This window comes from Streptomyces sp. NPDC059009 (assembly GCF_042740175.1).
Classification (GTDB): domain Bacteria; phylum Actinomycetota; class Actinomycetes; order Streptomycetales; family Streptomycetaceae; genus Streptomyces.
The window spans coordinates 62053-79751 of the sequence record NZ_JBHYJB010000024.1 but is presented as its reverse complement, the minus strand read 5'-3'; the positions used below and the strand labels follow the sequence as shown (position 1 = coordinate 79751).

Here is a 17699-nt window from a genome sequence, read left to right as displayed (position 1 = left end):
CACGTCGCCCGCACGTCTCGTTCCCGTTGCGCCGGCGGCACGGACCTTGCCGCCGCACGGGGTGCGGTGTGTGCTGAGCGGATGACCGCTCGTACCCCGGCCGCCCGAGGGGCCGCCGCCGTCCTGCTCGCGCTGCTCGTGCCGCTCGCCGGGTGCGGGGACGAGGGCGGCGGGGGCGATGGCGGGGGCGGGCGCAAGGGCCCGGCGACCGGGTCGAGCGCCCCGGACCCCGTACCGACCGCGAGCCGCCCGCCCGAGCCGGGCAAGGGCACGAAGGACCCCGACGACCTGAACGGCGACGGGCACCGGGACCTCGTCCTCACCGTGCCCGTGGCGAAGCCCGGCAGCCAGGGCACCGAGACCCGGCTCGCCGTCGTCTTCGGCTCGGCGGGCGGCCTCGACCCGACGCGCCGCACCCTCTACGGCCGCCCGGACCTCGGCCTGCCCACTGACGAGGGCGTGAACCAAGGGGAATCGCCCGCCGGTGTCCGCTCGGTGGGCCCGGTGACCACGGCCGACCTGGACGGGGACGGCTTCCCCGACGTCGTGACCCAGACGGCCGTGCACCTGTCGGACGAGGAGGCCCGCCGCACGGGCGCGCCGATGGAGTACCGCTCGGACACCTACGTCACCTGGGGCGGCCCCTCCGGCCCACGGCGCGGCACCAAGGCGGTACGGCTGCGGCTGCCCGCGCCCGCCGCCGCGCAGGGCCTCACCCTCGTCCGGCGCGGCGACTTCGACGGCGACGGCCACCACGACCTGGCGGGAGTCCGGCAGGACGGCAGGGAACTCGTCGTGCTGCACGGCCCGTTCGCGCGTTCGGGCGCCCCGGCGCGGACCGACACCCGGTCCCTGCCGGAGGACCAGGACGTGGCGTACGGGACGCTGCGCGTCGACGACATCGCGGCGTCGGGGCGGCCGCGGGCCACGGGCCTGCTCGTGCACTTCGGCGACGACGGCGAGCAGGCGGGCGGGCTGCTGTTCGCGGCGGTGGACGGCGGCAGCGGTGACGGCGCCCGGGGGATCGCGGCGGCCGGGCGCCCGGTGCGGGCCGGAAACGCCTTCGCCTTCGGCGACTTCGACGGCGACGGGGCGCGGGACCTGGCGGTCGGCGACAGCGGCAGCCGCAACGACGAGCCCGGCTACGAGACGGAGCCGCCCGACGTCGACGGCTCGTACGCCGTCTACTCCGGCAAGGGCGGTGCACCGGCCGTCCAACGGCTCCCGAAATCGGGGGAGTCGGGGCAGTCCACCACCTCCAGCCGCGCCTTCTTCGCCGCGGACCCGGACGGCGACGGCAAGGACGGGCTCCTGGTGGCCGGTCCGGAGCAGGTCCCCACCGCCGTACTGCTCGACGGCGACAAGGAGTCGGCCCGCCTCACCCGCTCCGGCCCCGCCACCCTGGACGGCGCCCGCATCCCCGCCGACGACCGCCGTACGAGCGTGACGGCGACCGGGGACTTCGACGGCGACGGCGCGGACGAGACCGTCGTGACGTGGGCGACGAGGACGCTGGACGGCACCTACGGCACGGTCCCGGTCCAGTGGTGGATCACGAAGGGCCTGACGGACCAGGACCAGCTCACTTTCTCCACACGGAAGTTCGCGCCCGTACCGCGTTCCGCTGAGTAAACTGCGCGCGCTCGAACACGTCGTAGGCACCGGGCCGCCGCAGGACGGCCGGTCGCGCGAGAACAAGGGGTAGCGGTGGCACACGGGGGACATCAGGGCTGGGGACCACGCAACAACCCACCCCACGGCGGCGGCCCGGACCCGTACGGCCCCCCGCCGCAGGTCCCCCCGCAGGGCGGCGCCCCGGCCCCGCCCCCCTACCCGTCCCCGCACCCCGCGCCGCCCTACCCCCAGCCCCACCCGTACCGGCAGCCCCAGCCGCAACCGCCGCGCCGGCGCCGCTCGGGCTGCGGCTTCCTCTTCGTCTCACCGCTCATCCCGCTGATCCGCTCCGCCCGCAACCGCGCCGAGGCGATCTTCAACCAGCCGGGCGGCGGCCGCGTCGTGGACCCGCTCGTCACGAAGGTGCAGCTGTGGCGCGCGCTCGCCGGAGCGGCCGCGACCCTCTACCTCATCTACACCTACGGCGCGGACGACGGCTGGAGCGGTGTCGCGAACGACGGTGTGGCGAAGCTGATCCTGGCCCCGCTGCTGCTCATCCTCACCGGGCCCGTGGTCATCCTCGTCTTCATCCGCTGCGCGCCCGCCGGCCAACGGAGCCTGCTCCGCTCCCGGTTGGGCGCCCCGCTCAAGGCCGTGGGCTGGTGGGTCGGGATCCTGGTGGGCGTCGTCCTTGCGTTGCTGGGCAGCGCCTGGATCATGAAGCAGAACTACGGCACGCTGGTCATGGGCCTGGTGGCGCTCATCCTGCTCATCGGCCTCCTCTGGCTGCTGCCGTTCATGGCCTTCGCCTGCGCCTACGCCGCCCGCTACGCCTTCAACACGGCCAACGTGCACGCCGCGCTCCCGGCCGTCCTCACCGTCGTACTCGTCTGGGAACTCATGCTCTGCAGCCTCGCCCTGGACGGCGGCCTGCCCCACGGCCCCCCGGCGGCCCAGTGGTCGGCGGTCCTCGGCGGCCCGCTGTCCGTGACGGCGGTGGCCCTGTGGGAACTGCGCCGGATGCGGACGCGGCACGGGGTGCGGATCCGCCACTGAGCGGGGTTCGCTCCGGGCCCGGCCGGACTATCGTGGAGGGCGCACCGTGATGCGCCCTGGCCGTCCGGAAGCGGCCGCAGCGGCGCTTCGGACGGGCCGATACGGAACCGAGGCGGAGAGGCGAACTCCCTGTCAGCGGGCACGACGGGCCCTCCATGGGCCGAACCCACAGCTCCCGCCGCGGTGCGTCCGCAAGCCAAGTCCTCGCCCGGGGCCGCGGATTCGGGAGCCGAGGGAAGAGGGAAGACAGGCTGACTTCCGATGCCTACCTCAGAGCGCGAGGTGTTCATCGCCGAGGTCGTGCTCGACCTGGCCGCACGCGCAGACGGCTTCGACGCCCTGGAGCTGCTGCACGACCTGACCTCGCGCACCGTCGATCTGCTGGCGGTGCGCTCGGCCGGCGTCACCGTCCTGGACGACTCCGGGCAGGTGGACTACCTCACCGCCTCGGACGAGATCTGCCGCCGACTCCAGGAGATCCAGATCGACTTGGACGAGGGCCCGTGCGTGGACAGCACACGGGCCCGCTCCGTCCCTGCCCCCGGTGCTGCTGGGGCCTCCGGGGAATCCTGGGCCCCCGGGCACGCGGGGCTCCCCGGCCGGGCCTCCGGGCACACGGGGCTCCCCGGGGCCAACTTCCCAGCGCTGGCCGCGCTTTGCGCCCCGGGCGCTGAGTCTCGGCATCATCGGCGTCGCCGCCGTCCCGGTGCGCACGTCCACGCACAGCATCGGTGCGCTCAACCTCATGATCGACCGCCGCCCGCTGCCGACCCTGGGGGACCTGCGCCTGGCCCTGGCCCTCGCGGCCGGCGCCGCGCACTGCCTGCAGCAACGGCATGTCCTGCTCACCAAGGACGAGACCATCCACCAGCTCCAGGCCGCACTCGACAGCCGGGTCACCATCGAGCAGGCCAAGGGAGTGCTGTCGGCCCGCCTGGACATCGACATGGAGGAAGCCTTCGCCCGGCTGCGTTCGTACGCGCGCGCCCGGCAGGAAAAGCTGGGCGACTTGGCCGCACGGGTCGCACGGGGGGCCGTCCCGGCCGAACTCGACCGGACCACGTGACGTGCCCGCCCCGGACGAGGGGCCCGAGCCGTCCGAGGCCGCGACGCCCGGCGACCCCTTCGCGGACCTTCTCACCCGTGCCCGCCGCGCCGCCCGTACGGGCCTCGGCCTGGACGCCGCCCCGCTCGCCGGCGCCGCCCGTCTGATCGGCCTGGACGCCCTCACGGCGAGCGCGGCCGCCCACGACGGCCACCTGGAACTCCTGTGGAGCGACCCGCCCCAGGGCCTCGGCCCGGACCTGGACGACCTCCAGTACGTCCTGGGCGAGGGCCCCACGCTGGAGGCGGTGCACCAGAGCCACTCCGTGCTGGTGCCCGACCTGACATCGACGGACCCCACCCGCTGGCCCACGTTCCTGACGGCTGTCGTGGGGGGCACGGACGTCGCGGTGCGCGGCGTCGTGGCCGCCCCCCTGGAACTCGGCGCGGCCACGGTCGGCGTGCTCACCGGCTACGGCACCACGCCCACCCCGCTCTCCGGCGGACAACTCCAGGACTTCCACAGCCTGGGCCGCGTCCTGCTGCTCCTGCTCCTGCACCAGACGGCACCCCCGGCGGAGCACAACCACGGCGACATGGTGGACGGCATCCGCCTGTACCGCGCCGAGGTCCACCAGGCCACCGGCTTCGTGGCCCACTTGCTGGGCATCCCCCTGGACCAGGCCCTGACCCGCCTCCGCACCCACGCCGCCACCCACGACCGCCCCCTGTCGGAGCTGGTCCACGCAGTCCTGACGCGCCACCTGTCACCGGAGGACCTCGGTCCATGAGCGGATCCGAGGGACCCGACGGGTTCCAGGGGCTTGTCCGCGTATCCGGTCCCGTGAGGGGACATGACGTTCCTTCTGATCGGCGGGACGTCTCAGTGCGTGCTGACGAGCCCCTGGGCGAAGCCTCCGTCGACGGCGAACTCCACATTGGTGGTGAAGGTTGCGTCGGCGGCCAGGAACAGGGCAGCGGTGGCCACTTCCTCGACCGTGCCGTTCCGCTTGAGCGGGGTCGTCTCGTCGCCCTGCCGCTCGAACTCCCTGCGCTCCTCCTCGCTCAGACCGGGCACGCCCATCGTCGGCGTCTTGATGAATCCCGGAGCGACGGAGTTCACCCGGATCTTCCGGGGCAGCATCTCGGCCGCCAGGACGTGGGCGAACGCGCGCATCGCCTCCTTCGACGCGGAGTAGGCGCTCAGGCCGGGGAAGACGACGTCGTTGCCCACCGTCGTGAAGACCATCGACCCGCCGTCCCCGATCAACGGCGCCAGGGCCTGGACGGTGAAGAAGGCGCCCTTGGTGTTGATGGCGAAGTGCCGGTCCCAGGACGCTTCGGTGACCTCGCCGAGCTCGGCGAACTCCGCGATGCCGTGGTTGATGAAGAGGTGGTCGATGCGGCCGAGTTCCTTGTGGACGAGGTCGGCGAGGGCCGCGATGTCGGCCATGCTCGCGGCGTCGGAACGTACGACGTGCGCGGCCTGTCCGGTCAGCTCGGTCCGCGCCTCCTCGAGGGTCTTCTCGTTGCGGCCCGTCAGGACGACCTCGGCTCCCTCGGCGAGGAGCGCCTTGACGATCGCCAGGCCCATGCCATGGGTTCCGCCGGTGACGACGGCCTTCTTGCCCGCGAACCTGCTCATGGTGACTCCTTGTGCGTAGCGATGTGTGCGTTGCGTTGGTGTGGGTGTTGAGGCGGTACGGGACGACTGTGCGGGGCGGCGCATTCGGTTGCCTTTCACGCCGCTGTCGGTGGCTTTCGGCAGGTGGGCGCGGGGGTGCGTACGGGGGTACGTACGGCGGGGGTTGCCGCCCACCGGCCTGCGGCCCGGCCATAGGCTGACCGGATGCGCTTCGGAGTGCTCGGCCCCCTGGCCGTGTGGACGGCGGGCGGTGATCTCGCGGCAGTGCCTGATGCGAAGGTCCGCCTGCTCCTTGCCGACCTGTTGGTGGAACCGGGGCGGGTGGTCTCCACGGACCGGCTGGTCGAGGACCTCTGGGGCGACGGTCTTCCGGCCCGCCCCGTGAACGCGCTGCAGACTCTGGTGTCCCGGCTGCGGAAGTCCCTGGCGGCGGCCGGGGGACGCGAGTTGGTGGTGCACCGCCCTCCGGGCTATCTCCTTGAGGTGCCGGGCGACGCGGTGGACGCGGGGCGGTTCGCCGCACTGGCCGACCGGGCCCGCCGGACCTCGGATCCCGAGGCCAGGGCCGCGCGCTTCGCCGAGGCCCTGGCCCAGTGGCGGGGCCCGGCCTTCGCGGACTTCGCGGACGAGCCGTTCGCCCGTGCGGGAGTGACGCGTCTGGAGGAGCAACGGCTGCTGGTCTGGGAGGAGTTCGCCGAGGCCCGTCTCGCTTTCGGCGACCATGGCCAACTGGCAGGAGAACTCCAGGAGCTGACGAGCCATCACCCGCTGCGGGAACGGCTGCGGGAGGCCCATATGCGGGCGCTGTACGGCGCCGGGCGGCCGAGCGAGGCCCTGGAGGTCTATCAGGAGGCGCGCCGTCACCTCGCTGAGGAGCTCGGCCTCGAACCGGGCCCCTCGCTGGCCGCGCTGCAGCAGGAGATCCTCCGCCAGGACCCCCCGGCCGCCCTGCGGACTGCCCCGGCCACAGGACCCGGTACGCGCACGGAGAACCCCGCCCCCCGCGACGGCACGACGCGCCACCGCACCAACCTGCCCGCCCCGCTCACCCCGCTGATCGGACGGTCACGAGCCATGACCGAGGTGGGGGAGCTGCTGGCGTCGGAGCGTCTGGTCACCCTGACCGGACCCGGCGGGGTCGGCAAGACCCGGCTTGCCCTGGAGGTCGCGAGCGGGGCGACCGGAACCTTCGCCGACGGGGTGTGGCTGGCGGAACTCACCGCGGAGGTGGAGGCGGCCGGGCTGGCCGAGGTGGTGGCGGCAGCCCTGGGCATCCGGGACGACGCGTGGTCCGGCGCGCTGCCGACGACGGGTACCAGGCCCTTGGCGCAGAGGCTGGCCGACGCCCTGCGCGGCCGACACCTGCTTCTGGTGCTCGACAACTGCGAGCACGTCGTCGAGGCGGTGGCGGGCCTGGCCCAGCTGCTGCTGCGGACCGCGCCAGGGGTGCACATCCTGACCACGAGCAGGGAGTCGCTCGGCGTATCGGGCGAGCACCTGTGGCCGGTGCCACCGCTCGACGTACCGGGTCCGGAGGCCGAACTGGCGGACGTGCAGCGATCCAGCGCGGTCCGGCTGTTCGCCGCGAGGGCCGCCGCCGCGTCACCGGGGTTCGCCGTGTCCGAGAGCAACGCCGAGGCCGTGGCCACCATCTGCCGTCGCATGGACGGGATTCCGCTTGCTCTGGAGCTGGCGTCGACGCGGGTCCGGGTGCTTGGCGCGGCCCGGCTCGCGGAGCGCCTCGACGACAGGTTCGGGCTCCTGACGGAAGGGCGGCGCGACGCTCCGGCACGCCAGCAGACCCTGCGGGCGATGCTCGACTGGAGCTGGGAGCTGCTGACGGCGGCCGAACAGATGGTGCTGCGTCGGCTCGCGATCCACTCCGACGGCTGCGACCTGGAGGCCGCCGAGGCGCTCTGTCCGGGGGACGGGGTGAAGGCCGCCGAGGTCGTCGACCTGCTCGCCCGACTGGTGGACCGGTCCCTGGTGGTCGTCGTCGATCACGCCGACGGACCCCGCTACCGGCTTCTGGAGTCGGTGGCCGCGTACGGCCAGGACCGGCTCCGCGCGGCGACGGCGCACACCACCGACACCACGTCGCAGACCACCGCACACACCACCCCGCACACCCCCTCGTACGACCGGGGAATCCGCACCGAGGCGCCGCCCTCCGAGTACGACCGGCTGCGCGCCGCCCACGCCTCCTACTACGCCGCACTGGCCGAGCGGGCCGACGCCCAGTTGCGCGGCGCCGACCAGCAGCGGTGGCTGCGCCGTCTCGACGCCGAATCGGCCAACGTCCGCACCGCGCTCGACACCGCGCTCGACACCGCGGCCGCGACCGGCGACGCCCGGCTCGCCCGACGCCTTGTCCGGGCCATGGCCTGGTACTGGTTCCTGCGCGGCCGGTTCACGGAGGCAAGGCGCTCGATGGCCGAGGCCCTGGCCGTCGAGGAGCGGGGCGAGCCGGAGGCCCCGGACCGCGCGTCGGTCACCGCCTGGCACGCGGGAATGACACTGCTGTGCGGTGACGGCACCGCCTCCCAAGAGGGGAGATCCACCCCCCTGCGGTTCTACGAGGACATCCGCGACCCACGCGACCGGGCCGGGGCAGGCTGGTTCCTCGGCTACGCCGCGACGCTGTTCGGCGCCATGGAGGTCGGGGAGGAGCTCATTCGCCGGTCGCTGGACGAGCTCCGTGCGACGGGGGACCGCTGGGGCATCGCAGCGGCTCTGAGCGTGCGGGGCGTGCAGCGGTACGTACGCGGCGACCTGGCCGCGTCCCGGTCCGACGGCGAGACGAGCCTCGCCCTGTTCCGTGAGACCGGCGACCGCTGGGGCAGGCTCCAGGCCACCAGCGTGCTCGGCCGTCTCGCGGAGATCGAGGGCGACTACCCGGCGGCCGAGGCCGGCCACCGGGACGCCCTGGGCACCGCCGAGGAGCTCGGCCTGTGGACCGAGGTGTCCACCCGCTGGTCCGAACTGGGCAGGATCGCCCTGCTGACCGGGGACCATCCGCGGGCGGAGGAGCTCCACGAGCGGGGCCGGCGGGTGGCTGTCGAGCACGGCGACCGGCGGGCACAGGAGTTCGCCGAGGTCGGTCTCGCGCTCGGGGCGCGGAAGCAGGGGCGGCTCGATGCGGCCGAGGCGTATCTGTGCGGCTGGCTGGAGTGGAACCGTCAGTTCGACGCGGCGAACGGCGCCGCACTGATCCTGGCCGAACTCGGCTTCGTCGCCGAGCAGCGCGGCGACGCCGAAGCGGCTTTGAAACTCCATACGGAGGGCCTGACGGCGGCCCGGAGCACGGGTGATCCAAGGGCAGTGGCCCTGGCACTGGAGGGGCTCGCGGGCGCATGGCAGCTCGCAGGCGACCTGGAACTCGCCGCCAGTCTGCTCGGCACCGCTGCCCGGTCACGCGTCGCGGTGGGAGCACCGCTGCCACCGGCCGAACGCGGCGATGTCAACCGCATCACGGCCGCCGTACGGAGAGCTCTGAAAGACGCCGACTTCGCGGCCGCGTACGCGAGGGACGCGGATCTGCCGTAGTGCAGATCTGTCGTAGTGCGGATCTGCCGTGGTGCGGATTCGCCATAGTGCCGAGAGCACGACGAGGGCCCCGACCCTGAGGAGTCCGTGCCGGACATCAGAAGCTCCTTCCGCCCGAAAGGGAGGAAGGAGCTTCTGACGTCCTACTTCAAGTGTGCCCCCGGCAGGATTCGAACCTGCGACACCCGCTTTAGGAGTTTTCCCTGAACAAGGCTGTGACCTGGGAAAACGTTGGCCGTGTGACGTCTGGCCTGGGGAAACTCCCCTCCGTAGTTCTCATGTGTTCGCGGGGTTTCCCGTCCTCATGTGTGCTGAATCCGTTCCGTCAGCGGTGGGGCAGATGCCACCGAGGGGCGCTCACAGGCATGGGGCCCTGGTGCTCACAGGGGCTTGCCGGGGAGGGATCCGATGGGGCGAAGTCCGCTTTGTGTCGGGGGTTCGGCGTAGGCTCGAGGTGCATCCGTGGATGCCTCCACCGGTACGAGCACCGTGCTGATGCGGGTGTTCGGCGGTCTTGTCGAGGGGGGCCCATGCCGCCAGCGGACACTTCTCCGGTCCCCAGCGGCCGGTCAACCGCCAGGTTGCGCACCTGTCTAAGCCTCAGGACGGCCATGGACGGCCGGTCCCGAGCGCGGAACACCAGCTCCGGGCGCGGTCTGCGCAGGGATGAGGTTCAGCGTGCGCCGCCCCTCCTATTCCGATGCTCTGCTGCGGATCTGGCACACCGTTGACCCACCGGGCCTGCGGCTTTGCGGTCAGGTCGACCTGACCAATCAGACCGTGCTGATGAGCCACCTTCTCGCCGTGGACGGGACTCCGGCCGACCTCACTGTGGACCTGCGCGAGGTGACGTTCTTCAACTTCTCCTCCCTGCATGCGCTGGTGTCCTTCGCGACCCTGCTCGAGCCCGGTCGGCGCCTGATCCTCCACACCCGCACCCCGGTGATCGCCGCGATGCTGCTGGCCTGCGGCTGGGACCGGCCCGAGCTGCCCCTAACGCTTCTTGAGGAGGTCCCTGATGAGTGACTCCCGCGCACCGTCCCGGCCGGGGGCGGCGCCGCACGCACACCACCTGCTCCTCTACGGCGGGGACGAGCAGTTCCTGGCCGCGGCCCTGCCGTTCGCCCGTGACGGGCTGGCCGCCGGGGAACCGGTCTTCATCGCCACTTCCCGGCACAACGCCGCCTTGCTCAGGCGGCATCTGGGGAGGCGGGCCGCGCAGGTGGTCTTCGCCCCCGCGCACTGGTACCGCACTCCGGCGCAGGCTCTGTTGGCCTTCCACGACAGGGCCCACACCACTGCGGGCCCTTCCCGGGTCCTGGGTGAGACGCCCTGGGCCGGACTGAGTGAGGACCAGGCCCGTGAGTGGACCCGCTATGACGCTCTGCTCAACCTCGCCCTGGCCTCTACCGGCGCCTGGCACCTGTGCCCGTATGACACCCGCGCTCTGCCCACCGGCGTTCTGCACGCCGCCCAGCTCACTCACCCGGCCTTGACCACCGGCCAGACCCACCGGCCCAACCCCGCCCATATCGCCGCCGAGGAGTTCAGCGCCGCCTGCGACACCGTGCCCCTGCCCGACCCGCCGAAAGGCTGCGCGGAGTTCCGTTTCGACGGCACCCGGAGGCTTTCCGAGCTCCGCGCCTTCACCGCCCGTCTCGCCCGCGACGCGGCCCTGGCCCCCGAGCGGATCGACAGCCTGCTGGTCTGTGTGGACGAGGCCGCCGGCAACGCTGTCCGGCATGGCGCCGGAGGTGGCCGTTGCCGGATCTGGACCACTGCCGAGGAAGTGTTCTGCGAGGTCACCGACCCCAACGGCACTCTGAACACCGCCCTGGCCGGATACCTGCCGCCTGGCACCGCCCAACTCGACGGCCGGGGACTGTGGATCATCCGCCAGCTCAGCGACGCCGCTGACATGCGCAGCACGCACTCAGGCACCGTCATCCGCATCCGCATGAGCCGACGGCGCTCGACCATACCCGCGCCTCCAACCCGAACGGGAGGCAGCCCCTGAGTCGATCGATGGCCACTGTTCGCCGGATCTTGCCCCCGGTGACCCCGTGTTCCCACGGATATCGTCCCTCGTGCGGTGGCCCGAGAGGTGAGACGATGGACGAACTCTCACTGCGGGGGCATGTGATCCTGATGGATGTCGAGCCGCGCGGTGGTCAACGGTTGCTGCTTCGGCGGGTGCCCGCTGGTCCCTGCCATTCCATGACGCTGTACGTGACCGGCGAGCTGGATTCCGCCAGCGTCCCCGTACTGTGCGAACTGGTCTCCGTCGTGCTGGCCGAGGGCAGTCGGCATGTGACGCTTGTGCTGCACGGGGTGACCCAGTGCGACAACGCCAGTTTCTATGTCCTGCTTGGCGTGCGGCAGGCTCTCCACCACGCCGGAGGCAGCCTTAGCCTGAGCAGGCCCAGCACGGAGGTCCGACTCGCCTTCGAGCGCAGCCTGTTGCGGCAAGTGTTTCCGCTCCACGATGAGCTCGGTCCCGCAGCTTAGCTTAGGGCGATGCGGCACAGTGCCTCCCCGGCAGATGGGGGCCCGCGTGTGAGTCAACGCCTGTCAGGCTCCGTCGTAGACCCAGGCACGGCCGGTCTGTCGGTACTCCTCCACCGGGATCGGCTCGACTCCGGTTCGCATGCGGGCGGTATAGAGGAGGCCGTCGAGGTGGTCGGATTCGTGGTGGATGAGGCGGGCGAGGCCGCGTTCGTACACGGTGGTCACGGTCTCGCCGGTCAGGGCCATGGTCTCCACCGTGATCTTCAGAGGGCGGGGGACGAGGCCGCGGACATCGAAGAAGCTGAGGCAGCCCTCGTACTGCTCGTCCGTCTCGTCGGAGCGGGTGGTGATCTTCGGGTTGAGCAGGATGATGGCGGGGGCGTCGCCCGGCGGCTGGACGACTGCGGCGGCGCGTGCGATGCCGATCTGCGGGGCGGCGATGCCCATGCCCTTGGCGAAGGGGTGGACCTGGCCGATCCGGTCCATCGCTGCGAACAACTCGTCGGTGATGCGCTCGGCCTCGTCGCGCTCGGCGGGCAGGTCGAAGGCGCGGGCCGGTTCGGCGAGGATGCCGGCGCCGTGCTGGACGACTCCGAGGTCGCGCATTCGCTGGCTGGGCCGCACGTCAATCACCTGAACTCCCTTTGGTCCGTGTCGGGTTCGGGTCGTGCCCGGAACCGCCACTCCAGACGGTACCGAGCGTGCAGCGCGGGTGCGGTCGTGATCCACGTGAATTGCCGCAGTTCGCCGTCGTCGCTGCGGACGGGAGGGGTGCGCAGCGGAGAGGCTTCGGCAGTCATGGAGGTCTCGGTGCCCCAGATGACCGGGTCGAGGACTGCGGGGAAGGCGAGTTGGACTTCGAGCTGTTCGGTGGGCAGGCGGACGGCTCGCTGGAACCAGTTGCCCCATTTGTTGTCGCCGACGGTATAGGTGTACTCGATCCACACGGACTCGCCGGGGTAGAGCGGGAAGCGGCCCTGTTCGTTGTCGAACAGCAGCCAGACCTCCTTGAAGGCGTCGCGGTCGTGCTTGGCTTCCCACCGCATCGTCTCGCCCCGGCAGGTGGCCGTCAGGTCGAGCTCGTCCCAGGTCAGCGGGTGGGCCCGATAGTGCGCGTTGGACCGCTCGGGGTCGCCGGGGTAGCGGTCGACGGAGATACGGATCAGGTAGCGGGTCACCGGGTCCTCCCCGGTGTTCCGCAGCCTTCGGCGCATGGTGAGCCGGTAGTTGCTGCCGTCGTACTGGAGCCTGGCAGCGTCGTGCTCGACGACGAGGGCCGACCCGGTGGCGTACGGCTGCTCGGACCTGCGCTGGGCTGGCGGTGACGCTGCTGGGCGCCGGGTGCGGGCCTTGGCCTGTTCGTAGTCGCACCAGCGCCGCCAGATGGCCTTCCCTGCGTTGAGGGCCTCGTCGGCGAGGCGTGAGAACTCCTCACTGGGCTTGGCGCGGCCCGACTCCACGTGGCTGACGTAGGACGGGTCGAAGCCCATGGCCCGCGCCAACGCCCGCTTGGACATGCCTCGTACTTCCCGCCACCGGGCCACCTCGGCCGCGTAGTCCTCGGCCGCCTGCTCGACGGTGATCTCCTCGCTGCGCGCGTCCATCGAAGCTCCGCCCCGCGTCCTCGTTGGTGAGCATGAATGAACCGTGAGTGATCCAAGTTCATCATCCCGTCACGGCCTTCGTCGCCGTTTTCCTTCCCTCACGGGCCCGGATCGATCCTTCGGGCAGATAAGGGAGGCGACGCACCATGCGCGTGCTGTACCTGCTCAACATCTCCAACCCCGACCGTCTGTCGGCGGATTCGGGATGGATCTTCGCGGACCTACTCGCCCCAGCGCTCGCGGACGCCGGGGCGAAGGTGACCGTCGCGGCTCCGGCGGCGGCCGGGGATGCTCGCTGCGGCTTCCGCCAGACAAGGGCGCCGGGCACGAAGTACCGAGCTCGGTTCTCCGCGGACATCGACGAGTTGGTGGCGCTGATCCGGACGGAGAGGCCGGAAGTGGTGGTGGCCAACCAGATCGAGGAGGCCCCTGCGATCCGTACGGCCCTGCTGGAGGCCGGATCGGACGCGCTGCTTGCCGGGTACTGCCACTACCTGCCGTTCGCCTTCACCGCTGGCGGACAGCTCCTGCTCGATCCGTCTCTGAACGACGCGGGGCTCGGGCGGTCGGTGCTGCTGGCGTTCGCTGCCGGACTGGCTGCCTGCGACCGCGTGATGGTCCACTCCTCCACGGCCGCCTCGTGGGTGTCGGCCGCTGTCGCTCGCATGACCGTGGAACTCGGCGAGAAGCTACGAGTGGTGCCTGCTCCGCGCGACGAGCGTTTGGTCCGTGCCCCTACCGCCACCCAGTCCGTATCCGGCGCCGGGGCGATCGGGATCTACAACCACCGGCTGTACGCGCACTACGGCACTGAGCAGTTCGTGGACCTGGCCCGCGATCTGACCGTGTCCGGCACGGTGCGGCTACGGGTCATGGACCTGTTCGGCCAGCGCCGGGCCGAGCGCAAAGGGCTGGACGACAGCCCCGAGAAGATGCGCGACCAACTCGCCGCCCTGCCGCACGTCCAAGTCGTTTCCGACCGGGGCGACCGGGTCCGCTACAAGAACCTGCTGGCCGGTGCGCGCTTCGGTATCGCCCCGTTCCGCCCAGGCTGCCCATGGTCGATGAGCGTGATCGACTGCCAGGGCATGGGCTTGCCGGTCATCTCACCCAAGTTGGGCTGGCTTGCCGAGCACATCGATCCCGAGCTGTGCTTCACCACCCCGGCTGAGGCAGTCGCCCTGGCCGAACGGCTCGCCACGGATGACGAGTTCCACGCTCTGCACGCCAAGCGGGCCCATGCCTCCACGGCCGATTTCACTCCCGTCCTGGTCGCTGCGCGTTACCTGGAGGCGATCTCGTGACCGATTTTGATGCGGTGTTCCTGTCCTACGACGAGCCGATGGCCAACTCCCTGCACTCCCGGCTCCAGCGGACTCTTGGCGGCTCGGTCAAGCGCCTGCATGGGGTGCACGGGATGCGCCGGGCCTACCGGCTGTGCGCCGAGGTCGTCGACCGCGAGCAGTTCTTCCTCGCTGACGGGGACTTCGCCATCAATACGGATTTCGCCCCGGTTGCCGTTGAGCCGTTGGACGAGGGGGTGTCGATGCGGGTGTGGCGCGCGGTCAACCCGCTCAACGGCCTGTCCTACGGCTACGGCGGGCTGAAGCTGATCCGCCGCAGTGCCCTGCGCGAGATGGGCGAGGCCGTGGACGCGCTCGCCGCCCTCCCGGGCCGCATCGAGTTCGCCGAGCGGACCGCTGGCATCACGCGGTTCAACCAGAGCCCTTTCCATGCCTGGAAGGCAGGCTTTCGGGAGTGCGCGATGCTCGCCCGCGGCAGCGAGTACGACATGGCCGACGACGATGCCCGCCAGCGGGTGGAGGCGTGGACGACGAGTCACAGCGGCGAGTTCGCTGCTTACGCCGCCGCAGGGGCCCGTGAGGGTGTCACCTTCGCCCGAGAGGCCGCCCGCGACGCAAAGCGGTTCGACCACCTCAACGACCCCACCTGGCTTCGGGAGAGGTTCACCGCCGCCCACGGGGACCAGGCGGTGTCCGGATGACTGACTGCCCGCTCGTGCTCATCGAGCCGTACGCGAACCGGCTGGGCGGGCACCACCAGCGCACGCTGGTAGCTCTCGCCCAGGCCCGGCTCGGCAGTCTGGTCATCACCCCGCACGGGATCGCCCGCGAGGCGGTCACGGCTCTGCGCGAAGCCGGCGCCCGGCTGGTGGCCTCCCCGGCCGGGCGCCGAGCGGGCGTCCTGCTGGTCGCCTCCCGACTGGTAGCCAGGCTCTCCGCAGTCGGGCAGTGTCTGTTCCGTTCGCGCCGCTGGCCCCGCCCTCTGCGACGCCTGCCGCACCAGGTCACCCTGATCGCCCGCTGCCTGGCCGAGGCAGCCGCGCTGCGGACCGCCCGTCGCCTGGAGCCCGCCGCCGAGGCGGTCGTGATCCTGACCGCGAGCGAGGCCCTGCACGGGGCTGCCGCCCTCCTTGGCGGCCAGCCGCACCTGCGGTTCGTCCACGAAGCGGTCACCGCCGAGGACGCCGCGGTGCGGCTGCTCGGCCGACTTGCCCGCCGTGGTGAGGAACGGGTGATCGCCCTCTACCCGACCCAGGCCGTGGGCGAGCAGTTCGCCACCGCTTTCCCCAACCTGCCTGCGGTGGTGCGCGCCTTCGCGGTCGACGACGGCCGCCGACTCACCGATGCCGAACGCGACGGCGGTCGAGCCGCCTTCGGTATCCCCGCAGCCGAAGCCGTGGTGTGCTTGGTGGGCGGCTGGTGGCCGTACAAGGACATCGCCACCATCGACGCCGCCCTGTCCCGGCTGAAGGAGCCGCTGCACCTCGTGGTCGCGGGCGCCCCGCTCGATGACTCTGTGCTGGAGCGGTGGCGATCCCTGCCCGATCTCCAACTGCACACGGTGCCCGGCCCCGTCGCGGAGAGCGTGCTGCGGCTGGTGTACGGCGCCTCTGACGCCGCCCTGGTGGCCAGGCATCCCGGGGTAGGCAAGGAATCCGGGCTCGTGATGGACGCCGTACGCCTCGGCGTTCCCCTCGTCGTCTCCGACCACGACTCCGAACTGACCGCCCGCCTGCACGGCCTGCCCTGGGCACTGACCTTCCCCGCCGGTGAACCGGACGGCCTCGCCGACGCCCTGCACACCGTGGTCCGGCAGCCGCCCGAGCACCCTGCCCCGGAGGCGCCCGGCCTGCTGGGGGTGCCGTCGGCCGCCGATCAGGCCGACTTCCTCACCTGCACCTTCGCCTGCCTGCGTACGAAGGAGCCGCGATGCTGAGCACACCCCCGGCCCTGATCGCGGTCATCGGGCCCGTCGAACCTCCGCTGCTGGCCGCCTGGGTCCGCCACTACCGACGACTGGGCATCGAGCGATTCCTGATCGCCTTCCACTTCCCCGAGCACGTCCCCGACCAGCAGCGGCACGAACTCCAGGCCGCCAGCCGCGAGCTGGGCATCACCCCCACTGGTACCAGCGCCGGCCCGTGGCACGAGCACACCAACACCCAGCTCAGAGACGCTCTGCGGCACCGAGCCGGGCCCGGCTGGCACCTGCTCGCGGACGCTGACGAGTTCCAGCAGTTCCCCGCTCCACTGGACGAGGCGATCGCCCAGGCCGACAAGTCCGGGCACCGCGTGGTGGGCGGGCTGATGCTCGACCGCGTCACCGCGAGCGGGCGCCTGACCGGCTGGCAGCCTCAAGGCGGACTGGACCTTGCCTATCCCCTCGGCGGCTACCTCACCCACCGGCTCCTGCACGGCGACCCCAGGAAGATCGTCCTCGCTCGCCACGACGTCACGGTGGCTTCCGGAAATCACCGGGCACCCGGCCACAAGCCGGATGTGCACCGCATCTGCGCGGTGCACCACTTCAAGTGGCGCTCGGGTGTCCTCGATGACCTCCGCCGCCGCATCCAGCACTTCTCCTCCGGTACCTGGCAGGAACAGACCCCGGCCGTGCGCGAGGAGGCCAGCCGTCTCCTGACGCATGTCGGTCAGCACGGCGGCGTGATCAACATCAGCGACCCGCGGTTCGCCTTCCGCCGGGTGAGCCTCGACCGGATGCCCTTCGGCTGGCCCGCCGAGGCCCGTGGCCTCTTCACCACGTGGCGGCCGCACGTGCAGATCGGCCAGGATCGGAGACAATGACCGCGCTCGCGCACGCTCGTCGCGGAAGGGATGACCACGTGCCCCTCGCCGTCCTCCTGGCCGGACTGACCGGCTCCGGCAAGACCACCGTCGCCCGGGCCCTGGCCAGCCAAGGCTTCACCCGGCTGTCCGTCGACGAGGAGGTCCACCGCCTCCACGGCCGCTACGGCGTGGACTACCCCGAACACACCTACTTCGAGCGCGAACGGCCCGTCGTCGAGGCGATCCGGCAGCGATTCACCAAGGAGATCGAGGCCGGGAACGACGTCGTCCTGGACCACGGACTGTGGCGCCGCCACGAGCGCGATGCCTGGCGACAGGCCGCCCGCGAAGCGGGCGGCCATCCTGTGGTCGTCTACCTCCCCGCCGACCGCGACGAGCTGCTGCGACGCCTGGCCGAGCGCAACCAGCGCGAGGACGCCAACGCCCTCACCGTCACCCCGGAAGCCCTCGACGACTTCTTCGCCCGCTTCGATGCCCCGGCCGAGGACGAAGAGGTGATCGTATACACCGGAGATCCGAGCCAGCTCCTGATGGCGCTCGCCTCGGCCAGGCCGAGCTGAAGAAGCAGGC

At 71.7% G+C, this 17699-nt stretch carries 17 protein-coding genes; 13 read left to right on the top strand and 4 right to left on the bottom strand.

What is annotated here, in order from left to right; translation table 11 throughout:
- The first annotated feature begins 81 nt into the window (after positions 1-81).
- Both ACFWYM_RS23725 and ACFWYM_RS23720 read left to right on the top strand, forming a co-directional pair.
- On the top strand, positions 82-1632 hold the full coding sequence (locus ACFWYM_RS23725) for a hypothetical protein (RefSeq protein ID WP_384840568.1): 1551 nt from the start codon (positions 82-84) through the stop codon (positions 1630-1632).
- Positions 1633-1707: 75 nt separating this feature from the next.
- On the top strand, positions 1708-2670 hold the full coding sequence (locus ACFWYM_RS23720; protein WP_384840565.1) for a hypothetical protein: 963 nt from the start codon (positions 1708-1710) through the stop codon (positions 2668-2670).
- A gap of 270 nt (positions 2671-2940) precedes the next feature.
- Here the strand turns inward: ACFWYM_RS23720 and ACFWYM_RS23715 are convergent, their stop codons facing one another.
- Positions 2941-3255 (bottom strand): hypothetical protein, encoded by a 315-nt coding sequence (locus ACFWYM_RS23715; RefSeq protein ID WP_384840562.1) that lies wholly within the window; start codon positions 3253-3255, stop codon positions 2941-2943.
- Between the two features lie 160 nt (positions 3256-3415).
- Here ACFWYM_RS23715 and ACFWYM_RS23710 point away from each other — a divergent pair, with 160 nt between their 5' ends.
- The gene (locus ACFWYM_RS23710) at positions 3416-3736 is read left to right on the top strand and encodes an ANTAR domain-containing protein (protein WP_384840559.1); all 321 of its coding nucleotides are present in this window, start codon (positions 3416-3418) and stop codon (positions 3734-3736) included.
- Between the two features lies 1 nt (position 3737).
- Entirely contained in the window at positions 3738-4505 is a 768-nt protein-coding gene (locus tag ACFWYM_RS23705; protein ID WP_384840556.1) for an ANTAR domain-containing protein, read from the top strand.
- A gap of 92 nt (positions 4506-4597) precedes the next feature.
- Here ACFWYM_RS23705 and ACFWYM_RS23700 read toward each other — a convergent pair whose 3' ends face one another.
- Positions 4598-5359 (bottom strand): SDR family oxidoreductase, encoded by a 762-nt coding sequence (locus tag ACFWYM_RS23700; RefSeq protein ID WP_384840553.1) that lies wholly within the window; start codon positions 5357-5359, stop codon positions 4598-4600.
- A gap of 204 nt (positions 5360-5563) precedes the next feature.
- On the opposite strand from ACFWYM_RS23700, the gene ACFWYM_RS23695 reads away from it, so the two are divergent.
- The 4 genes from ACFWYM_RS23695 to ACFWYM_RS23680 all read left to right on the top strand — a co-directional run bounded on the left by ACFWYM_RS23695 (position 5564) and on the right by ACFWYM_RS23680 (position 11413).
- Complete coding sequence (locus tag ACFWYM_RS23695) at positions 5564-8905, top strand: BTAD domain-containing putative transcriptional regulator (RefSeq protein ID WP_384840551.1); 3342 nt, start codon at positions 5564-5566, stop codon at positions 8903-8905.
- 678 nt (positions 8906-9583) lie between these two features.
- On the top strand, positions 9584-9931 hold the full coding sequence (locus tag ACFWYM_RS23690; RefSeq protein WP_384840548.1) for an STAS domain-containing protein: 348 nt from the start codon (positions 9584-9586) through the stop codon (positions 9929-9931).
- On the top strand, positions 9924-10922 hold the full coding sequence (locus tag ACFWYM_RS23685) for an anti-sigma factor RsbA family regulatory protein (protein ID WP_384840545.1): 999 nt from the start codon (positions 9924-9926) through the stop codon (positions 10920-10922). The genes ACFWYM_RS23690 and ACFWYM_RS23685 overlap by 8 nt, the downstream gene beginning before the upstream one ends.
- 95 nt (positions 10923-11017) lie before the next feature.
- Positions 11018-11413 carry an STAS domain-containing protein gene (locus ACFWYM_RS23680; protein WP_384840542.1) on the top strand — a complete coding sequence of 132 codons (396 nt, stop codon included), beginning with the start codon at positions 11018-11020 and terminating at the stop codon, positions 11411-11413.
- 63 nt (positions 11414-11476) lie between these two features.
- Here the strand turns inward: ACFWYM_RS23680 and ACFWYM_RS23675 are convergent, their stop codons facing one another.
- Together ACFWYM_RS23675 and ACFWYM_RS23670 are read right to left on the bottom strand one after the other, a co-directional pair.
- A complete protein-coding gene (locus ACFWYM_RS23675; RefSeq protein ID WP_384840539.1) occupies positions 11477-12046 on the bottom strand; it encodes a peptide deformylase in 570 nt (189 codons plus the stop codon).
- Positions 12043-13017 (bottom strand): multiprotein-bridging factor 1 family protein, encoded by a 975-nt coding sequence (locus ACFWYM_RS23670; RefSeq protein WP_384840536.1) that lies wholly within the window; start codon positions 13015-13017, stop codon positions 12043-12045. The genes ACFWYM_RS23675 and ACFWYM_RS23670 overlap by 4 nt, the downstream gene beginning before the upstream one ends.
- A 146-nt stretch (positions 13018-13163) precedes the next feature.
- Between ACFWYM_RS23670 and ACFWYM_RS23665 the strand changes: the two genes are divergently transcribed.
- Genes ACFWYM_RS23665 through ACFWYM_RS23645 form a run of 5 tightly spaced genes read left to right on the top strand, consistent with a single transcriptional unit; the run spans position 13164 to position 17689 of the window.
- Positions 13164-14321: a glycosyltransferase family 1 protein gene (locus tag ACFWYM_RS23665; RefSeq protein WP_384840533.1), complete on the top strand. Its 1158-nt coding sequence runs from the start codon at positions 13164-13166 to the stop codon at positions 14319-14321.
- Positions 14318-15022, top strand: a complete 705-nt coding sequence (locus ACFWYM_RS23660; protein WP_384840530.1) for a hypothetical protein — start codon at positions 14318-14320, stop codon at positions 15020-15022. The genes ACFWYM_RS23665 and ACFWYM_RS23660 overlap by 4 nt, the downstream gene beginning before the upstream one ends.
- Positions 15019-16257: a hypothetical protein gene (locus ACFWYM_RS23655; RefSeq protein WP_384840527.1), complete on the top strand. Its 1239-nt coding sequence runs from the start codon at positions 15019-15021 to the stop codon at positions 16255-16257. Before ACFWYM_RS23660 ends, ACFWYM_RS23655 begins: the two co-directional genes overlap by 4 nt.
- A complete protein-coding gene (locus ACFWYM_RS23650; RefSeq protein WP_384840524.1) occupies positions 16251-17126 on the top strand; it encodes a glycosyltransferase family 2 protein in 876 nt (291 codons plus the stop codon). The genes ACFWYM_RS23655 and ACFWYM_RS23650 overlap by 7 nt, the downstream gene beginning before the upstream one ends.
- Before the next feature lie 38 nt (positions 17127-17164).
- Positions 17165-17689 carry an AAA family ATPase gene (locus ACFWYM_RS23645; protein WP_384840522.1) on the top strand — a complete coding sequence of 175 codons (525 nt, stop codon included), beginning with the start codon at positions 17165-17167 and terminating at the stop codon, positions 17687-17689.
- Positions 17690-17699 lie beyond the last annotated feature (10 nt).

What these genes read in the sequence shown, in the direction of transcription:
- ACFWYM_RS23665 (WP_384840533.1), top strand. Translation starts at nt 13,164, where the DNA reads ATGCGCGTGCTGTACCTGCTCAACATCTCCAACCCCGACCGTCTGTCG.
- ACFWYM_RS23700 (WP_384840553.1), bottom strand. Translation starts at nt 5,359, where the DNA reads ATGAGCAGGTTCGCGGGCAAGAAGGCCGTCGTCACCGGCGGAACCCAT.
- ACFWYM_RS23695 (WP_384840551.1), top strand. Translation starts at nt 5,564, where the DNA reads ATGCGCTTCGGAGTGCTCGGCCCCCTGGCCGTGTGGACGGCGGGCGGT.
- ACFWYM_RS23650 (WP_384840524.1), top strand. Translation starts at nt 16,251, where the DNA reads ATGCTGAGCACACCCCCGGCCCTGATCGCGGTCATCGGGCCCGTCGAA.
- ACFWYM_RS23710 (WP_384840559.1), top strand. Translation starts at nt 3,416, where the DNA reads ATGATCGACCGCCGCCCGCTGCCGACCCTGGGGGACCTGCGCCTGGCC.
- ACFWYM_RS23680 (WP_384840542.1), top strand. Translation starts at nt 11,018, where the DNA reads ATGGACGAACTCTCACTGCGGGGGCATGTGATCCTGATGGATGTCGAG.
- ACFWYM_RS23725 (WP_384840568.1), top strand. Translation starts at nt 82, where the DNA reads ATGACCGCTCGTACCCCGGCCGCCCGAGGGGCCGCCGCCGTCCTGCTC.
- ACFWYM_RS23685 (WP_384840545.1), top strand. Translation starts at nt 9,924, where the DNA reads ATGAGTGACTCCCGCGCACCGTCCCGGCCGGGGGCGGCGCCGCACGCA.
- ACFWYM_RS23670 (WP_384840536.1), bottom strand. Translation starts at nt 13,017, where the DNA reads ATGGACGCGCGCAGCGAGGAGATCACCGTCGAGCAGGCGGCCGAGGAC.
- ACFWYM_RS23655 (WP_384840527.1), top strand. Translation starts at nt 15,019, where the DNA reads ATGACTGACTGCCCGCTCGTGCTCATCGAGCCGTACGCGAACCGGCTG.